The sequence below is a fragment of the Janthinobacterium lividum genome (genome assembly GCF_034424625.1).
GTDB lineage: Bacteria > Pseudomonadota > Gammaproteobacteria > Burkholderiales > Burkholderiaceae_D > Janthinobacterium > Janthinobacterium lividum.
On the sequence record NZ_CP139976.1, the window covers coordinates 4,838,317 to 4,856,161 of the forward strand.

Annotated in this window: 14 protein-coding genes; all 14 read right to left on the reverse strand. The window is 63.2% G+C overall.

All coding sequences use genetic code 11. The features are described 5' to 3' along the window. Positions 1-8: 8 nt before the first annotated feature. Entirely contained in the window at positions 9-1,040 is a 1,032-nt protein-coding gene (gene rpoS / locus U0004_RS21970) for an RNA polymerase sigma factor RpoS (RefSeq protein ID WP_034789065.1), read from the reverse strand. An 8-nt stretch (positions 1,041-1,048) separates the two neighbouring features. After that, complete coding sequence (locus U0004_RS21975; RefSeq protein ID WP_070254075.1) at positions 1,049-1,966, reverse strand: peptidoglycan DD-metalloendopeptidase family protein; 918 nt, start codon at positions 1,964-1,966, stop codon at positions 1,049-1,051. Positions 1,967-2,008: 42 nt separating this feature from the next. Continuing rightward, entirely contained in the window at positions 2,009-2,899 is an 891-nt protein-coding gene (locus U0004_RS21980) for a protein-L-isoaspartate(D-aspartate) O-methyltransferase (RefSeq protein ID WP_070254077.1), read from the reverse strand. 9 nt (positions 2,900-2,908) lie between these two features. Further along, positions 2,909-3,646, reverse strand: a complete 738-nt coding sequence (gene surE, locus U0004_RS21985) for a 5'/3'-nucleotidase SurE (protein WP_034789072.1) — start codon at positions 3,644-3,646, stop codon at positions 2,909-2,911. 94 nt (positions 3,647-3,740) lie between these two features. Then, on the reverse strand, positions 3,741-6,221 hold the full coding sequence (locus U0004_RS21990; RefSeq protein WP_071653621.1) for a tetratricopeptide repeat protein: 2,481 nt from the start codon (positions 6,219-6,221) through the stop codon (positions 3,741-3,743). Positions 6,222-6,240: 19 nt separating this feature from the next. Next, positions 6,241-6,846 carry a toll/interleukin-1 receptor domain-containing protein gene (locus tag U0004_RS21995; protein WP_034752049.1) on the reverse strand — a complete coding sequence of 202 codons (606 nt, stop codon included), beginning with the start codon at positions 6,844-6,846 and terminating at the stop codon, positions 6,241-6,243. A gap of 270 nt (positions 6,847-7,116) precedes the next feature. Then, a complete protein-coding gene (locus U0004_RS22000) occupies positions 7,117-9,171 on the reverse strand; it encodes an ATP-dependent DNA helicase (RefSeq protein ID WP_070254078.1) in 2,055 nt (684 codons plus the stop codon). Between the two features lie 43 nt (positions 9,172-9,214). Next, complete coding sequence (locus tag U0004_RS22005; RefSeq protein ID WP_034752051.1) at positions 9,215-9,415, reverse strand: YdcH family protein; 201 nt, start codon at positions 9,413-9,415, stop codon at positions 9,215-9,217. A 139-nt stretch (positions 9,416-9,554) separates the two neighbouring features. Next, positions 9,555-10,274, reverse strand: a complete 720-nt coding sequence (locus U0004_RS22010; RefSeq protein ID WP_231958004.1) for a hypothetical protein — start codon at positions 10,272-10,274, stop codon at positions 9,555-9,557. A gap of 19 nt (positions 10,275-10,293) precedes the next feature. Continuing rightward, positions 10,294-11,391, reverse strand: coding sequence for a cell division protein ZapE (gene zapE, locus U0004_RS22015; RefSeq protein WP_034789077.1), 1,098 nt, complete (start codon positions 11,389-11,391; stop codon positions 10,294-10,296). Positions 11,392-11,461: 70 nt separating this feature from the next. Continuing rightward, on the reverse strand, positions 11,462-12,892 hold the full coding sequence (gene lpdA, locus U0004_RS22020; RefSeq protein ID WP_070254080.1) for a dihydrolipoyl dehydrogenase: 1,431 nt from the start codon (positions 12,890-12,892) through the stop codon (positions 11,462-11,464). Continuing rightward, complete coding sequence (locus U0004_RS22025; RefSeq protein ID WP_070254082.1) at positions 12,882-13,271, reverse strand: PspC domain-containing protein; 390 nt, start codon at positions 13,269-13,271, stop codon at positions 12,882-12,884. Before U0004_RS22025 ends, lpdA begins: the two co-directional genes overlap by 11 nt. Before the next feature lie 94 nt (positions 13,272-13,365). Continuing rightward, positions 13,366-14,622 carry a 2-oxoglutarate dehydrogenase complex dihydrolipoyllysine-residue succinyltransferase gene (gene odhB / locus U0004_RS22030; protein ID WP_070254083.1) on the reverse strand — a complete coding sequence of 419 codons (1,257 nt, stop codon included), beginning with the start codon at positions 14,620-14,622 and terminating at the stop codon, positions 13,366-13,368. 117 nt (positions 14,623-14,739) lie between these two features. Continuing rightward, positions 14,740-17,592 (reverse strand): 2-oxoglutarate dehydrogenase E1 component, encoded by a 2,853-nt coding sequence (locus U0004_RS22035; RefSeq protein WP_034789088.1) that lies wholly within the window; start codon positions 17,590-17,592, stop codon positions 14,740-14,742. Positions 17,593-17,845 lie beyond the last annotated feature (253 nt).

The window sequence follows — 17,845 nt, forward strand, 5'->3', positions numbered from 1 at the left end:
CAGACTTGCTACAGTAAGGAGTCGCGCACGACGCCGCGTGCCGCCATGGCCCGTTTGAGCTTGATCAAGGCCTCTTGCTGGATCTGGCGCACGCGCTCGCGCGTCACGCCCATTTCCTCGGCCAGGGTTTCCAGGGTGGCCGGATCGTCGTTGTCGAGGCCGAAACGGCGCATGATGACCACGCGCTGCTTGTCGGGCAGCTTGGTCAGCCAGTCGCGCACCAGCACCGTCATTTCATGGTGCTCCGCGCGCGCGTCAGGACCGTCTTCGCTGGCGCCGGGCAACATGTCCATCAGCGACGATTGCGGGTCGTTGTCGAGCGGCGCGTCGAGCGAAGTGGCGTGCTCGGACAGGGCCAGGATATCCTGCACCTCTTCCACTGGTCGGCCCACCAGGTGGGCGATGTCTTCCGCCGTGGCATCCTTGCCATCGTGGTGCTGGGCTTCCAGGTGGTACTTGCCGCGCAGAATTTGATTCAGTTCGCGCACCATGTGCACGGGCAGGCGCACCGTGCGCGCCTGGTTCATGATGGCGCGCTCGATGCTCTGGCGTATCCACCAGGTGGCGTAGGTGGAAAAACGGAAACCGCGCTCGGGCTCGAACTTGTCGATGGCCCGCATCAGGCCGATGTTGCCCTCCTCGATCATGTCGAGCAACACCACGCCGCGGTTGATGTAATGCTTGGCGATCGACACGACCAGGCGCAGGTTGTGCTCGATCATGGTTTGCCGGGCTTCAAAATTGCCCTGCTTGGCGAGGGTGGCGTAATGCACCTCTTGCGCCGCCGTCAGCAGGGGCCGCGTGCCGATCTGGTTCAGATAGTGCTGCGTGGTATCGGTCGACAGCTCGGCCGCCAGCACTTTTTTCAGTTCATCGACACTTTCAACCAGCACGCTGACGCTGGCCACCTCGCCGCCCTCGCCCGCGTCGACGGCGTCAATGCCGTCGAGTTCGCCGGCATCGTCCGTCACGACTTCGTCTGCCCCGTCTTCCGGGGGTTCCGGGTCATCGTCCAGCTGATCGTGCGGCGCGTGTGTCATTGCTTTACCTAACGGTTAGGCAGGAATTTCGAAGGGTCGACAGGCTTGCCCTGCTGGCGGATTTCAAAGTGCAGCTTCACGCGGTCGGCATCGGAATCGCCCATTTCGGCGATGGCCTGGCCTTTGTTGACGTTCTGCCCTTCCTTCACCAGGATGCTGCGGTTATGCGCATACGCCGACAATAAACTATTACTGTGCTTCACGATGACAAGATTACCATAACCACGGATTCCGCTCCCGGCATACATGACTTTTCCCGCGCCGGCGGCCACCACCTGCTGGCCCGCCTTGCCGGCGATATCGACGCCCTTGTTCTTGCCTTCGTCGAAAGTGCCGATGACCTTGCCTTCGGAAGGCCACATCCAGCTGATTTTCTCGTCGCCGGGCGCCGATGCCGCAGGGGCTGCCGCGGCGGCGGCCGGTGCGGTGGCGACGGCTGCTGCCGGGGCCGGCGCAGGCTTGACGTCGCCGGTGCCGCCATCGGCGCGCAATTCGGCCAGGGTGGCGTCGGAATACGCGCGCTTCTCGCCGCGCGGGCCCGTTTTCTTCGGCACGACAGGCGCGGCCGGCTTGACTTCCGTCACCGGCGGCATGACGATGGCCGACGTTTGCGCGCCGCCCGTGTCGCCATTTGGCGGCAACACGCGCAGCACCTGGTCGACCTTGATGTCGTTCGGGTTGCTCAAGTCATTCCAGGCCACCAGGTCGCGGTAATTCTGCCCGTGCTCGAGGGCGATGCGCAACAGGGTGTCGCCACGCTTGACCGTGTAATAAGCCGGGTCGCGGTCGCGCGGATCGCTGGCTGCGGCGCTGCTGCTCGATGGATGGCGCTCCACGACGGGCGCCTGGACGCCCGTGGTGCCGCAACCGCTCAACAGCGCGGCCAAGGTGATGCTACATAGAAGTATGTTACTTTTCTTAATCATTCGCATGTAATTGTATGTCCTGCTTGCTAGCTGATCCGGGGATCATATGGTGCCCGGGCGCAAAGGTACGAAATGGCAATCTTCCAGGGTTTGGCTAGTCCATTCCATTTTCCCCACCCGGGTAATGAGTTGTAAGTGTTGCAATTTAGCCCCCACCGGCGCAACCAGACGCCCGCCGGGCGCCAGCTGTTCCAGCAGGGCTTGCGGGACTTCCAGGCCGGCTGCGGCAAGGATGATCCCGTCAAAGGGCGCCGCCTGCGGCAGGCCAAGCATACCATCTCCGTACTGCAAGCGCAGATTTGACACGCGCAGCGGACGCAGATTGGCCTTCGCCAGCTCGTGCAGGGGCCGGATGCGCTCGATCGAATACACCTCTTTCGCCACCAGCGACAGCACTGCCGCCTGGTAGCCGCAGCCCGTGCCGATTTCCAGCACGCGCTGCAGGCTGCCGCCCTGGCGCATCACTTCGATCATGCGCGCCACGATGTACGGCTGCGAAATGGTCTGGTGGTGGCCGATGGGCAAGGAGGCGTCGATATACGCCTGCGACGCCAGCGCCTCGTCCATGAACATGTGGCGCGGCACGGCTTGCAGGGCGTCGAGCACCACCTGGTCCTTGACGCCCTGCTTCGCCACGCGGGCTACCATGGCCCGGCGCACGGCCTCCGAAACGAGCGGGTTTTGTCGCGGCGGTGATACCACCGCAGGCTGCGCCCGCTCATTGGCGATGGCCTGGGCGCGCGACGGCGCGATGGCCGCGTGCGTGCCGTACGGCTGCGCCACGCCCCGCGCCGCGTTTTGCGCCGCATTCTGCGTGGCCGTCTGCGGCGTGGCGATCCTGGACTGGGCCAGCGACTGTCCCCCGCCCTGCCTGGCGGGCTTGCCGGCCAGCGAATCGAGGGACAGGGGGAAGGTACGCGGCTTATCGGTCATAGTGAGCGCTCATGCCAGGCCTTTTGCCAGTGCATCGAGTTGGGTGGTATGGGTCAGGTCGATCTGCAGCGGCGTGATCGATACTTGTCCATGCTCAACGGCATGGAAGTCCGTGCCCGGACCGCCTTCCTTGGCCGCGCCGGCAGGACCGATCCAGAAGATTTCACGGCCACGGGGGTCGAGCGCGCGGATCACGGGCTCGGCCGAATGGCGCTTGCCCAGGCGCGTGGCCACCACGCCTTGCATTTGCTCGTAAGGGATGGCGGGGATATTCACGTTCAGCAGATACGGTTTCTGCAGGGCGTCAAACTGGCGCTCGACGATTTCCCTGGCCACGCGGGCGGCCGCGTCCAGGTTGGCCCAGCCGAACTGCGACTGGGAAAAGGCGATGGCGGGAATGCCGAACAGATAGCCTTCCGTGGCAGCCGCCACGGTACCCGAATACAAGGTGTCGTCGCCCATGTTGGGGCCGTTGTTGATGCCGGAGACCACCAGGTCGGGGCGCTCGATGAGCATGCCCGTCAGCGCCACGTGCACGCAATCGGTGGGCGTGCCGTTGACGAAGTAAAAGCCGTTGGCGGCCTTGTGCACGGACAAGGGCCGGTCCAGGGACAGCGAATTGGATGCGCCCGAGCGGTTGCTGTCGGGCGCCACCACGACGATGTCGGCAATGGGTGCGAGCGCGTCGGCCAGGGCCGCCAGGCCTGGCGCCAGGTAACCGTCGTCGTTACTGATAAGAATTCTCATAACGGGATTTTACCCGAAGCGATGCCAACACTGCGCATGCCGCACGCCGATAGACAGCATTATTTCTGCTGCCGCGCGGACATGGCGCGCCGCATCAGCGCTGCTCGATGCGCGCTTCCGACAACGCCCCTTCCAGCGCCTGCACTTCATCTTCCTGCAAGGCCAGCAAGGCATTCAGGTCGCCTTGTAATTTGTACATTCTTTTCAGCTGCGCCATGCCGCGCCTGCGCAGCTTGCCCGGTACGCCCGGGCGCAGCAGGCAGGACTTCAGATGTTCGGCCAGTTCGCCCGCCTGCGCATACTGTTCGCGTTCTATCATGCCTTGCAACATCGAGATCATGCTGGCCAGGGTATCCGGCTCGGCCCCTTCGTGCCCGTTGGCGCGGCCGGCCAGGATGGTTTCCTGCAAATGCCGCGCGCCGTCCAGCACGCTGTCCGCATGCCCCGTGACGGGCGCGTTCAAGAGCCGGTCGCTGCCGCTGAGCACGGCGTCTTCCAGCAGGCGCGCGGCCGCGCTGTCACCCTGCTGCTGCAGGGTGCCGGCCAATTGCGTCTTGCTGTGCAAGGTATCGAGGTGGTCTTCGCCCAGCAGGCGCGCATGCACTTCCAGCACCTGCTCCTGCACGCTGCGCGCCGCATCGAGTTCACCGCGCCGCAGCAGCGCCTCGGCCAGCTTGCGCTGGCTCATCAGGGTTTCCGGATGGTCGAGCCCGCGCGTGCGCTCGCGCGCCGCCACCTGGTCTTCATGCAACTGGCGCGCGCCGGCCCAGTCACCCTGCCCGGCCACGATATCGGCCAGCAAATCGCGCGTGGCCAGGGTGGCCGCATGGTCGCTGCCCAGGCGCCGCTCCTGCGCCTGCAGCACGGCAGCGAACAGGCGCCGCGCCCCTTCCAGGTCGCCTTCGCGCCCCAAGGCCTGCGCCAGGGCCAGCTTGCTGCGCAAGGTATCGCCATGCTCGGCGCCAAACAGGCGCTCGCGCGCCGCCACCACCGTGGCCAGCACTTGCTGCGCCTGCGCCAGCCGGCCCATGCGCAGCAAGGTGGCGGCGCGTCCATCCATCGCTTCCAGGGTCAGCGGATGCTCGCCGCCCAGCTGACGCGCATGGCTTGCCAACACGGCATCCTGCAGCAGCAGCGCCGCCGCCAGCTCCCCCTGCAGCAACAGGGTCTTCGCCAGGCAGGCGCGGGCAGCCAAGGTGTCGGGATGCTCGCTGCCCAGCACGCGCTCGCGCACGTCGAGCACGTCCTCTTCCAGGAAGCGGGCTTCATCGAACTTGCCCAGCTGGCGCAGCAGGCGCGCCATGCCGCTCTTGCACGCCAGGCTGTCGGGATGCTCCTCGCCCAGCAGGCGCACGCGGATCTCGACGCTCTGGCGGAAGGCCTCGAGCGCCTGTCCGCTGCGTCCATCCTTGCGGTACAGCTCGCCCAGACGGGCCAGATCGCGCGCCAGCGGCAGGGCCACGGCGCGGCCCGGCTCGGCCAGCAAGGCCTGGCGCGCTTCGCTGATGGCCCCCAGCAAGGCGATTTCACGGCTCGATTGCCAGGGGAAGTAGCCGCCCGTCAGCCAGTGCAAAAACGCCTCGAAGGTGCGCGTGAGGGAAAAGCGGTCGCCGCCCTGGTCGATGCGCACGGCCAGCTGCTCGCCGTAGGCAAAGGTTTTCGTCTGCTGCAGCTGGACTTCGTCGAAATAGCTGTCGAGGGCGATCTGCGGCAAGCCGTAGGAAGCGCGCAGCAGGCGCTCGAACATGGGCTGGAAGCCGGCGATGCCCTTGTGCGCGTCGCCGCGGCGCCACTCGGCGCGCTGCGCGCCATCGCCCATTTCTATGCGCGAGGGCAAGGGGTACACGAGCAGCGGACGCTGTTCGTCTTCATGGCTGCGGCGGTACTCGATGGCCCGCGTGACGAGCGCATCGACGCCTTCCAGGCTTTGCCGGTTCGGCGTGAAGACCACCACCAGTTTTTTCGGCAGCAAGGTGGTGCAGATGCCGGCGCTGTCCGTGCGCCCCGTGCGCGAATCGACCAGCACATAGCGGAAATGCTGGGCCAGGGTATCGGCGAAGCAGCGGAACAGGGCCGGGCACGTGTCGAACAGCTGATCCCAGCGCATCTGCGCCAGGCGCTCGCTGTAGCTGGCGTCGAAGCGCCCCGCGCGCATCAGGTACAGCGGGCTGCCCTGGTCGACGCGCACCACGTACTGCTGCCAGTCGATGGCGTCGAGCACGCGCTGGGCCAGCGCCGCATCCTCGCGTCCTCCATCTTCGCGCCCCCTGGCCTGCCCGCTGGCGCGTCCGCCCGCCGTTTCCAGGCTGATGCGCTCGAGCTGCTGGCGGCACGCTTCGAAGAACTCGAGCACGCCCGGCCGCTCCTCGTGCTGCTCGAAATAATGGTGCAGGCCCGGCGCTTCCATGTCCCAGTCGAGCATCAGCACGGGCACGCTGGCGTTTTCACGGCGCGCCAGCAGGACGGCGATGTTCGACAGGGCCATGGTGCGGCCGGTACCGCCCTTGTAGGAATAGAAGGTGACGACTTCGCCAGGGGCGCTCAAAGGCGGCAGGGAGAGGCGTTGGCATTCCATGACAGGACCTTTTACGTGATTAACGCGGAAAGTGGGGAGGCGGAATGGCGCGCCATTCCGGTGGAATATCGGGCAACACGAAACGGCTGCAATCGTGGCCGGGCGGTGTTGACCGCTTGAGCAAGTGGTAATGCGTGGCGATGCGCTGCACGATGCGTTCGATATCGGGCAGGTATTGCGGATTCGATTTCAAGTCGCCGCTGGCCAGGGTGTAGCCGGAAAAATCGACGTACAGGCCCGACTCCGTGATTTGCGGCGGCAAGCCGTCCGGATGGCGCGTCATGATGATGGGGATGATCAAGTGGCTGGGCAGTTCATACCAGGCGCGCCGCTCCTGTTCGATCAGCTGCATGGCGGCAAATTCGCGCCGCGTATAGCCGTGCGCTTCATATTTGGGCGTGTACAGCACGATCATGCAGACGCTCTGGCACATGGCGCGCGCCACGCGCAGGTCGATATCGTCGCCGCCACCCAGCTGCTCGCTGTCGATGAACAGGACTTCCTCGCGGTCCAGGTGCGGCTCCAGATAGCACGCCAGCGCCTCGATGAGGTCATTCTTGAACTTGTTCATGAACGCATACTGGCCGTGCGCGTAGCTCAAGAAACAGCCGTAGCGGATCTCCATGGCATCCCCCTGTTCCCCGTGCGGCCTGCCATCGCCGCGCCTTGATCCTGCAAGGCATGAGCTCACTGTAGACCGCTCGGCAACAAGCCTGTTTGCGCTGGCACAAAGATGTGTCTGGCGTCCTGGACATGCAGAAAAAAGCCAGAAACTGGCGTGATCGCGCCGATTTCTGGCATGCCAGGCGCGCAAGGCGGCGCCGCGCACAAAACGCTACTCGCTTGATAACAAAGGGAAATACGCCGGCGCGCGGACGGCGCCGGCAAGCAGGGCTTAAGCGCCCTTGGCAGGCAGGCTGCGGAAGAACTCCACCACTTCGGCGGTGTCGCGCGTGCGCTTGAACGGCGGCAGGCTTTGCCAGATGCGCTTGCCGTACGGCTTGGAAATGAGGCGCGGATCGCAGATCATCAGCACGCCACGGTCGCCCTCGTCGCGGATCAAACGGCCCGCGCCCTGCTTCAGGTTGATGATGGCCTCCGGCAGCGAGTGGTGCATGAATCCATTCTTGCCCTGCTTTTCCATCACTTCGATGCGCGCGGCCAGCACGGGATCGTCGGGCGGCGCGAACGGCAGCTTGTCGATGATCACCAGGGACAGCGCATCGCCGCGCACGTCGACGCCTTCCCAGAAGCTCTGGCTACCGATCAGCACGCCATTGCCGGCCGCGCGGAACTGGTCCAGCAATTCCGTGCGGCCCTTTTCTCCCTGTACGAACAGGGGGAAGTTCAGACCGCGCTGCTTGAATTCGTCGGCCAGGCGCTCGGCGGCCCGCTTGACGGCGCGCAAGGTGGTGCACAGGAAGAAGGTGCGCCCACCCGCCGCCTCGATGATGGGCAGGGCGCAATCGATGACGGCATCCGTGTAGCCCAGCGAATTCGGTTGCGGCAGGTTTTGCGGCACGAACAGCAAGCCTTGCTGGCCATAGTCGAACGGACTCGGCCACGTGTGCGATGGTTCGCCCGTCAAACCCATCTGCTCGGAAAAATGCTTGAAATCGTTTTTCACGGCCAGGGTGGCGGACGTGAAAATCCAGCTGCGCGGCGTGCCTTCGCGCTGGTTGTTGAAGATCGGCGCGATCGACAATGGCGTTTTATGCAACTGCAAGGAACTGGAAAACGCTTCCACCCAGAACACGGCTTCTTCGCCGGCCGCTACCTTGGCCTTCGGATCGAACTTCCAGCCGCTCAGCTGCTGCGCCAGCTCGACGCCGCGCACCCTGCACTGCTCCAGGGTTTCCGCCCGTTCCGCCTGGGTTTCCAGCACGGCCACCATGCCGTCGAGCTCATCCTTGAGGGTGTCGAGCGCGGGGAAAAAGTCGCTCGACGGGGCGATCTGCGGCAGGGACAGGCGCACGATATCCTGCGGGAAGGTCAAACGCAGGTCGCGCGCCGCCTTTTCCACCACCGTGACCGTCTTGGCCCAGTCGATGCCGCGCGCATGCGCCAACCCTTCGGCCAGCACGTCGCGGCACAGTTCCAGGATTTGCGAGGTCGATACCGTATTGCCAAAGAATAAAGTGGCCGTATCGGGCAGCTGGTGCGCCTCATCGAAGATGATGGTGTTGGCCGATGGCAGCAATTCCGCCACGCCCGTGTCCTTCAGGGCCACGTCGGCAAAGAACAGATGGTGGTTGACCACCACCACGTCGGCCTGCTGGGCTTCCTTGCGGGCCTTCATGACGAAACAATCCTGGTAATACTGGCACTCGGCGCCCATGCAGGTGTCGCGCGTGGACGTCACCAGGTTCCAGATCATGGCGTTTTCCGGCACCTTGGTCAGTTCCGCCTTGTCGCCCGAGCTGGTCATCTTGATGAAGCGCGAGATTTCGCGCAGATGGCCCACGTCGTCGCGCGACGTCATGCGGCCGTTTTGCAGGGTGCGTTCCAGGTGGTAATGGCAGACGTAGTTCGAGCGGCCTTTCAGCAAGGCGACGGAAACGGGCGCCTGCAGCGCGGCGCGCACGGTGGGTATATCGCGCAGGAACAATTGATCCTGCAAGTTCTTGGTACCGGTGGATACAATGGTCTTGCCGCCCCACATCAGGGCCGGCACCAGGTAGGCAAAGGTCTTGCCGGTGCCCGTGCCGGCCTCGGCGATCAGGGTCGTCTGGCTGTCGATGGCGCTGGCGATGGCTTTCGCCATCTCCGTTTGCGAACGGCGCGGCTTGTAGCTGCCCACCGCCGGACCGAGCGGGCCGCCGGCGCCAAACAGGCGCTCGATGTCGGCATCATGCTTGCCAGGCGCCGCCTGGGGTTCGGCTGGCAGACTGACTGGCAGATCGGCAGGCTGGCCATCTGGACTTGCGGGCAATAAATTGTGATCGGTCAAAATATACTTAGGTGAAGGCTGGACTGGACGCTACTGGCGCCCCTCAGGCGGGAACGTCGGGCACCAACTGCATTTTCAGCAAGGTGATGTGATCCTTCAATTGCAATTTGCGCTTTTTCAGGCGGCGCAGCTGCAGCTCGTCATGGTGACCATCGAGTATCAGCAACTCGATGACGGCATCGAGATCGCGGTGTTCCACGTTGAGTTCAATCAGGCGCCGCTCTATTTGCTGTGCATCGCTCATGTGTTGCGTTCCAGGCAGTGTTGGTAACAGTAATGGGAAACCGGCGCGCGCAGCGTACACAGGCAGCCATAGTGCGTAGTTTAACCTGCCGCGCGCGTTAGGGCACGCCATTTCCGGCATGCCCCCTGCGCGACAGGTCTTATTTGGCAGGCGGCACAGGCACAGCCACGGCCGGCGTGCTGGCAGCGGCGGCAGCCGCCTTGGCAGCCTTGGCATGCGCTTCGGCCTGGCGCTCGGCCAGGCGTTGCGCCACGCGTTTCTGGCGTGCCACGGCATCCGCCTGTTTTTTCGCATACTGCGCTTCACGGGCCGCGCGGCGCGGCGCTTCGGCGGCATCGGCGGCAGCCTGTTTCGCCATCTTCGCCGCGTGCTCGGCTTCGCGCTCGGCCACGCTCTTGCCTTGCGCCTTCGGTGGCGCCGGCTCGGGCGCGACCACTTTCACGGGCTTGGGCACGGCCGCGGCGCGCTGCTCGGCATCCAGGCGCGCACTTTCCTGCGTCCGGGCCAGGTCGATATCGCGCAGGCGCACGGATTCGGCCCGCTTGAAGTAATTCGCTTCCGCGTCGACGGCACGCAGGCGCACGAGGATCAGGCGGCGCTTTTCCTTGGCCTGGTCCAGGCAGTTATTCACGAAAAACTTGTTGTAGCACTCGAGTTCGCGCGCGGCAAACTCATTTTCCGCCGCCTCGCGCTCGCTGGCCGACTGCTTCAGCTTGGCGTCCGCTTCTTCCACCGACAAGGTGGCGGGCACCTGCGGCGCGCCGACCTCATCCAATGCTGCGCTACCCTGATGCGCGCAGGCGGACAACGCCAAGGCAAGGCCCAGCGCCGCGCCCAGCTTGTATAGTGTATTTGCCATCATGTTCCTTATCCCTGCCTCAAACGATCGCGTCGGCCGCGCCGCGCTGTTCTTTTTCCATGTATTCGCGCGATTGCATCTCGATGATACGCGAAACGGTGCGGTGAAACTCATTGGCCAGCATGCCGTTCGTGTACAGCTCATCCGGCGGCACTTCGGCTGACATGATCAGCTTGACCTTCTGGTCATAAAACACGTCGATCAGCCACGTAAAGCGGCGCGCTTCGGACGACTGCGCCGCCGACATGGCCGGTATGCCGGACAATATCACCGTATGGAAGCGGCTGGCGATTTCCAGGTAATCATTTTGCGAGCGGGGACCGCCGCACAGGGTGGCGAAATCGAACCAGATGATGCCGCCGGCGCGGCGCAGGCAATGGATTTCGCGGCTCTCGATGCGGATGCGCGCGTCTTCATCGGCCGTCTCGGCGATGCGCGTGTAAGCGTCGCGCAGGGCCTTGTCCGTGTCCGCGCCGAGCGGCGTGTAGTAGCTTTCCACCTGCTCCAGCGCGCGGCCGCGGTAATCGACGCCGGCGTCCACGTTCATCACGTCGAGCTTGTCCTTGAGCAGCGCGATGGTCGGCAGCATGCGGTCGCGGTGCAGGCCGTCCGGATACAGCAGGTCCGGGTCGTAATTCGAAGTCATGATGAAGGACACGCCGTTGGCGAACAGGGCCGACAGCAGGTTGTACAGGATCATCGCGTCGGCGATGTCGGAGACGTGGAATTCATCGAAACAGATCAAACGGTATTTCTTGGCGATGCGCTTGGCCACCTCGTCGAGCGGGTCGGCCACGCCTTTCAATTCATCGAGCTGCTGGTGCACGCCGCGCATGAATTCGTGGAAGTGCAATCGCGTCTTGCGCACCAGGGGCACGACCGAGTAAAAACTGTCCATCAGGAACGATTTACCGCGCCCCACCCCACCCCACATATACACGCCTTTCGGCACGGCAGGACGGTTCAGCAGGCGCTTGAAGGTGCTCGAGCGCTGGCCCTTGTAGGCCACCCACTCGTCATAGCACAGCTGCAGGCGGTCGACCGCGCGCCGCTGGGCGGCATCGGCCTTGAAATCACGCTTCTGCAACGCGTGCTGGTAAAACTCTTCTACGTTCATGGGATTCGCTTTAACGCACAAGGGCGCCGGCGGAAAAAATCCGCGAGCGCCCCCGTAGGACTAACTACAATTAAAAGTTCAACGTGCGCTTGTCAACCGCCAGTGCCGCTTCCTTGGTCGCTTCCGACAGGGATGGGTGAGCGTGGCAGATGCGCGCGATGTCTTCGGCCGAGGCCTTGAATTCCATCGCCACGACGGCTTCGGAAATCAGTTCGGACGCCATCGGGCCGACGATGTGCACGCCGAGGATTTCGTCGGTGGTCGCATCGGCCAGGAATTTCACCATGCCCGAGGTGTCGCCCAGCGCGCGCGCACGGCCGTTGGCCATGAACGGGAAGGTGCCGGCCTTGTAGGCAATGCCTTCGGCCTTCAGGGTTTGCTCGGTCTTGCCGACCCACGCGATTTCCGGCGAGGTGTAGATCACCCAGGGAATCGTGTTGAAGTTGGTGTGACCATGCTGGCCGGCGATACGCTCGGCCACGGCAACGCCTTCTTCTTCCGCCTTGTGCGCCAGCATCGGGCCGCGCACGACGTCGCCCACTGCCCATACGTTCGGCAGGTTGGTCTTGCAGTCGCCGTCGACGGCGATGAAGCCGCGCTCGTCCAGCTGCAGGCCGACCTTGTCGGCACCCAGGCCATTCGTGTTCGGCGTGCGGCCGATCGAGATGATCAGCTTGTCGAACACGGCTTTTTGCGCTTCGCCCTTGGCGTCCACGAATTCCACGGTGACGTCTTTCTTGCCCGGCGTGATAGCACCGATCTTGCAACCGAGGTTGATCTTCAAGCCTTGCTTGGTGAACAGCTTCGACGCTTCCTTGGCGATCTGCTCGTCAACGGCGCCCAGGAAGACCGGCAGGCCTTCCAGCACGGTGACGTCGGAACCCAGGCGGCGCCATACGCTGCCCATTTCCAGGCCGATCACGCCGGCGCCGATGACGCCCAGCTTGGCTGGTACGGCGTCGATGGCCAGTGCGCCCGTGTTCGACAGGATCAGTTTCTCGTCGAATGGTGCGCCCGGCAGTTCGCGCGCGTTCGAACCCGTGGCGATGACCACGTGCTTGGCCGTCAGGGTTTCGTTGGCTTCGCCCGTCACGCTGATCTCATACGTGCCAGCGGCGGCGGCAGCGAAAGCGGCGCGGCCGTGGAAGAAGGCGATCTTGTTCTTCTTGAACAGGTACAGGATGCCGTCGTTGTTTTGCTTGACGACCGTGTCCTTGCGCTTGAGCATCTGGCCCAGGTTCAGCTTCAGGCCGGCGACATCGATGCCGTGCTCGGCGAAGCTGTGGCCCGCGTGTTCGAAATGCTCGGACGATTGCAGCAGCGCTTTCGACGGGATGCAGCCGACGTTGGTGCAGGTACCGCCAGGAGCGGCGCCGCCCTTGGCGTTCGACCACTCGTCGACGCAGGCGACGGAAAAGCCCAGCTGCGCTGCGCGGATGGCGGCGATGTAGCCGCCAGGGCCCGCACCGATGACAACTACGTCAAATTGTTTAGTACTCATGTTTTGTTATTCCAATCTCTTCGTCTGGTACGAAAATCCACAATAGAAGGTAAATCACCACGCCGAAGCCGAAGGTCAATGTAAACAGGACGAAGACGAGGCGCCAGATCCACGCTTCCATGCCGGAAGCGCGGCCCAGGCCGCCGCAGACGCCGCCAAGCCAGCGGTCGTTGCGTGAACGGCGCAGGCGGTTGAATTCCTGCACCAGGTCGTTCGCCGGGCCGGCAGCCGCATCGGCGCCGGCGCCGGACGCGCTGTCCGGCTTGTCCAGGTTGATATTGCTCAGGAACTTGGCTTTCGCTTGCGCGAATTCCGCGTCGCTCAGGGCGCCCGCCAGGTGCAACTCGTGCAGACGCTTGATTTCTTCAGAGACGTTCATGGGAATCCTCTTTCATTGAGATCAGCCAGCTGCGTCTTCTGGCAAGGGGTATCAGCTACATTGCCCCGGCGGCGACGCCGGGGGACTACGGTGCTTACAGGTCCAGCAGCAGGCGTGCAGGATCTTCCAGCGATTCTTTCATCGCCACCAGGCCCAGGACGGCTTCGCGGCCGTCGATGATGCGGTGGTCGTAGGACATGGCCAGGTAGTTCATCGGACGTACCACGATCTGGCCGTTTTCCACGACAGCGCGGTCCTTGGTCGCATGCACGCCCAGGATGGCCGATTGTGGCGGGTTGATGATCGGGGTCGACAGCATGGAGCCGAAGGTACCGCCGTTCGAGATCGAGAACGTGCCGCCCGTCAGGTCGTCCAGGGTCAGCTTGCCTTCCTTGGCTTTCGCGCCGAATTCACCGATTTTTTTCTCGATGTCGGCGATCGACAGCTGGTCCGCGTTGCGGATGATAGGCACGACCAGGCCGCGTGGCGAACCGACAGCGATACCGATGTCGAAGTAGCCGTGGTAGACGATGTCGTTGCCGTCAACGGAGGCATTGATGATCGGGTACTTTTTCAGGGCGGCGACGGCGGCCTTGACGAAGAAGGACATGAAGCCCAGCTTGACGCCGTGCTCTTTCTCGAACTTGTCCTTGTACTTGTTGCGCAGGTCGATGACCGGCTGCATGTTCACTTCATTGAACGTGGTCAGGATGGCGTTCGTCGATTGCGATTGCAGCAGGCGCTCGGCGATACGTGCGCGCAGGCGGCTCATCGGCACGCGCTCTTCAGGGCGGTCGCCCAGGCTGGCGGCCGACGGCGTGGCAACTTGTTGCAGCGCTGGCTTGGCAGCGGCTGGCGCCAGTGGCGCGACAGCTGGCTTGGCGGAAGCGGCCAGGGCGTCGCCCTTGGTGACGCGGCCGTCTTTGCCGGAACCGGCGACGTCGCCAGCGGACAGGCCTTTTTCGGACAGGATCTTGGCAGCGGCAGGCATGGCGACATCGCCTTTGCTTGCAGCGGCTGGCGCCGTAGCGTTGGCGGTGTCTTGCGCTGCAGCAGCCAGGGCTGGCGCGGCAACGGCCGACACTTCCATCGGGCTGACCTTGGCCGAGCCGTCGGTGTCGATGATGGCGATGACTTCGCCGGCGACGACGGTGGCGCCGTTATCCTTGATGATCTGCACGATCACGCCAGCGGCAGGCGCCGGCAGTTCCAGCACCACTTTATCGGTTTCGATATCGATCATGTTTTCGTCGCGCGCAACTGGTTCGCCGACTTTCTTGTGCCATGCAAGCAGGGTCGCTTCTGCAACCGATTCCGACAACTGGGGAACTTTGACTTCGATTTGTGCCATGTAAAACTCCGTTTATTTTGTTATTGCGGCGCCGCCCCTGCGTAGCAAGGGCGGCGCTCCGTCACGATGTATGCGAACAGGCGCCATGCATGCGCATGGCACCCGCTATCCTGCCACTTACTTGGTCAGGATAAAACCCTTCAGCTTCGAGAATGCCGTTTCCAGCAGATCTTTTTGCTGGGCGTAGTGCTTGTCATAGTAACCGACAGCAGGCGACGCCGAAGCAGGACGGCCGGCGTAGGCCAGACGCTGACCCGATTCCAGGCCTTCGAAGATGTTGTGCTGGATCTGGAACCAGGCGCCCTGGTTTTGCGGCTCGTCCTGCGCCCAGACGACTTCGACCAGGTTCGGGAACTTCTTCAGTTCGGCAGCGAACGATTTGTGCGGGAACGGATACAGCTGTTCCAGGCGCACGATGGCCGTGTCGGTCTGGCCACGGGTCTTGCGTGCGTTGACCAGGTCGTAGTAGACCTTGCCAGAGCAGGCGACCACGCGCTTGACTTTCTTGGCGTCGATTTTGTCGTCGACTTCGCCGATGACAGTCTGGAAACCACCCTTGGCCAGGTCGGTCAGCGGCGAACCGGCATCCTTGTTGCGCAACAGCGACTTCGGCGTCAGGATGACCAGCGGCTTGCGGAACTGGCGCACCATCTGGCGGCGCAGCAAATGGAAGATCTGCGAAGCCGTCGTCGGCTGCACCACTTGCATGTTGTTATCTGCGCACAGCTGCAGGAAGCGTTCCGGACGCGCGGACGAGTGCTCAGGACCCTGGCCTTCGTAACCGTGCGGCAGCATCATGACCAGGCCCGAAGCGCGGCCCCACTTCACTTCGCCGGAGCTGATGAATTGGTCGATCACCACTTGCGCGCCGTTGGCGAAGTCGCCGAACTGGGCTTCCCAGATCGTCAGCGTGTTCGGTTCAGCGGTCGAGTAGCCGTATTCGAAGGCCAGTACGGCTTCTTCGGACAGCACCGAGTCGATGACGGTGAACGGCGCCTGGTTGTCCGACACGTTTTGCAGCGGAATGTAGGTACCTGCATCCCAACGCTCGCGGTTCTGGTCATGCAAGACGGCGTGGCGGTGCACGAAGGTGCCGCGGCCGGCATCCTGGCCCGTCAGGCGGATGGCATAGCCGGACGATACCAGCGATGCGTAGGCCAGGTGTTCGCCCATGCCCCAGTCCAGGTTCATTTCGCCACGGCCCATGGTGCCACGGTCGCCCAGTACTTTTTCCACCAGCGAGTGGACCTTGAAGTCTTCCGGCACGGTGGTGATGCGGGTGGCCAGGCGTTTCAGTTCCGTCATCGGCACGGCGGTATCGGCCGAATCGGTCCATTTCTTGTTCAGGAACGGCAGCCAGTCGACGGCGTACTTGTTCTTGAAGTTCGAGATGACCGGATCGACGGTATGCTTGCCGGCGTCCATGGCGTCGCGGAATGCGGCCACCATCTTGTCGCCGCCATCGGCAGGGATCACGCCTTGCGCTACCAGCTTGTCCGCGTACAGTTTGCGGGTGCCTGGATGCTGGCCGATCTTCTTGTACATCAGTGGCTGCGTCAGTGCCGGCGTATCCTGCTCGTTGTGGCCAAGCTTGCGGTAGCAGATGATGTCGAGGACGATGTCCTTCTTGAATTCCATGCGGTAGTCGAGCGCGATCTGCGTCGCCAGCACCACGGCTTCCGGATCATCGGCGTTGATGTGCAGGACCGGTGCTTCGATCATCTTGACGACGTCCGAGCAGTACAGGGTCGAGCGGGCATCGCGCGGATCCGAGGTGGTGAAACCGATCTGGTTGTTGATCACGATATGCACCGTGCCGCCGGTGTGGTAGCCACGGGTTTGCGCCAGATTCAGCGTTTCCATGACCACGCCCTGGCCGGCGAAAGCGGCATCGCCGTGCACCAGGATAGGCAGCACTTGCGCGCCCTGCGCGTCGCCGCGGCGATCCATGCGGGCCTTGACGGAACCTTCGACCACAGGGTTGACGATTTCCAGGTGCGACGGGTTGAACGCCAGCGACAGGTGGACCGGGCCGCCCGCGGTGGAGATGTCCGACGAGAAGCCTTGATGGTACTTCACGTCGCCGGCAGGCAGGTCGTCGCCATGCTTGCCTTCGAATTCTTCGAACAGTTCCTGCGGCGCCTTGCCCAGGGTGTTCACCAGCACGTTCAGGCGGCCGCGGTGGGCCATGCCGATAACGATTTCCTGCACGCCTTTTTCGCCGGCGCGCTGGATGGTTTCATCCATCGAGGCGATGAAGGTTTCGCCGCCTTCCAGGGAGAAGCGCTTCTGACCCACGTAACGGGTGTGCAGATAGCGTTCCAGGCCTTCAGCCGCGGTCAGGCGGTCGAGGATGTGGATTTTTTTCTCTGGGGTGAAATTCGGGGTGGAGCGGATCGCTTCCAGTTTCTCTTGCAGCCAGCGCTTTTCGGCCGGGTCGGAGATGTACATGAATTCGGCGCCGATCGAACGCGTGTAGGTATCGCGCAGATAGTTCAGCAGATCGCGCAGGGTGGCGGTCTCGGGGCCAAAATAGGTATTGCTGATGTTGAACACGGTGTCCATGTCCGCGTCGGTGAAGCCGTAGAAGCTCGGTTCCAGTTCCGGGATCATCGGACGTTCCTGGCGTTGCAGCGGATCCAGGTTGGCCCAGTGCGAACCGAGGTAGCGGTAAGCGGCGATCAGCTGCGTGGCGGCGACGCGCTTGCGGCCCATTTCAGCATCGAAGGAAGCGGTCACTGTGCGGATCGGACCTGCTTTTGCGCGCTCGGCGAACGAGGCGACGACGGAGGCATGCGCCACGTCAGGCTTGTTGGTGCCATCGACGGCAGGCACGTGCTGCATTGCGTCGAAGTAGGAACGCCAGTTATCGGGTACCGAGCCTGGATTGTTCAGATACGCCTCGTACAGGTCTTCCACGTACGGAGCATTCCCACCGAACAGGTAGGAGTTGGTCGTTAATTGCTGCATATATTGCTCACCTTTCTTCGCGCTTCGCGAGGAATTAGCGGGTTAATCTAACCTTCCGCGACACGGCCTGACCGGTTAGCGGATTGCACATCAAGTTGTGGGGAAGGGCTTTTTTATTGCACCAGCATTCTGCATACCGTCATTTAGAATAGCACGCGGTATTGTAACGCAACAACGCCTAGTTGAATTTTATTTGGCAAGCAAATGTAAGCTGTGTTGTTGATTTTCCCGGGCTTGCAAGCCTGTCACTGTT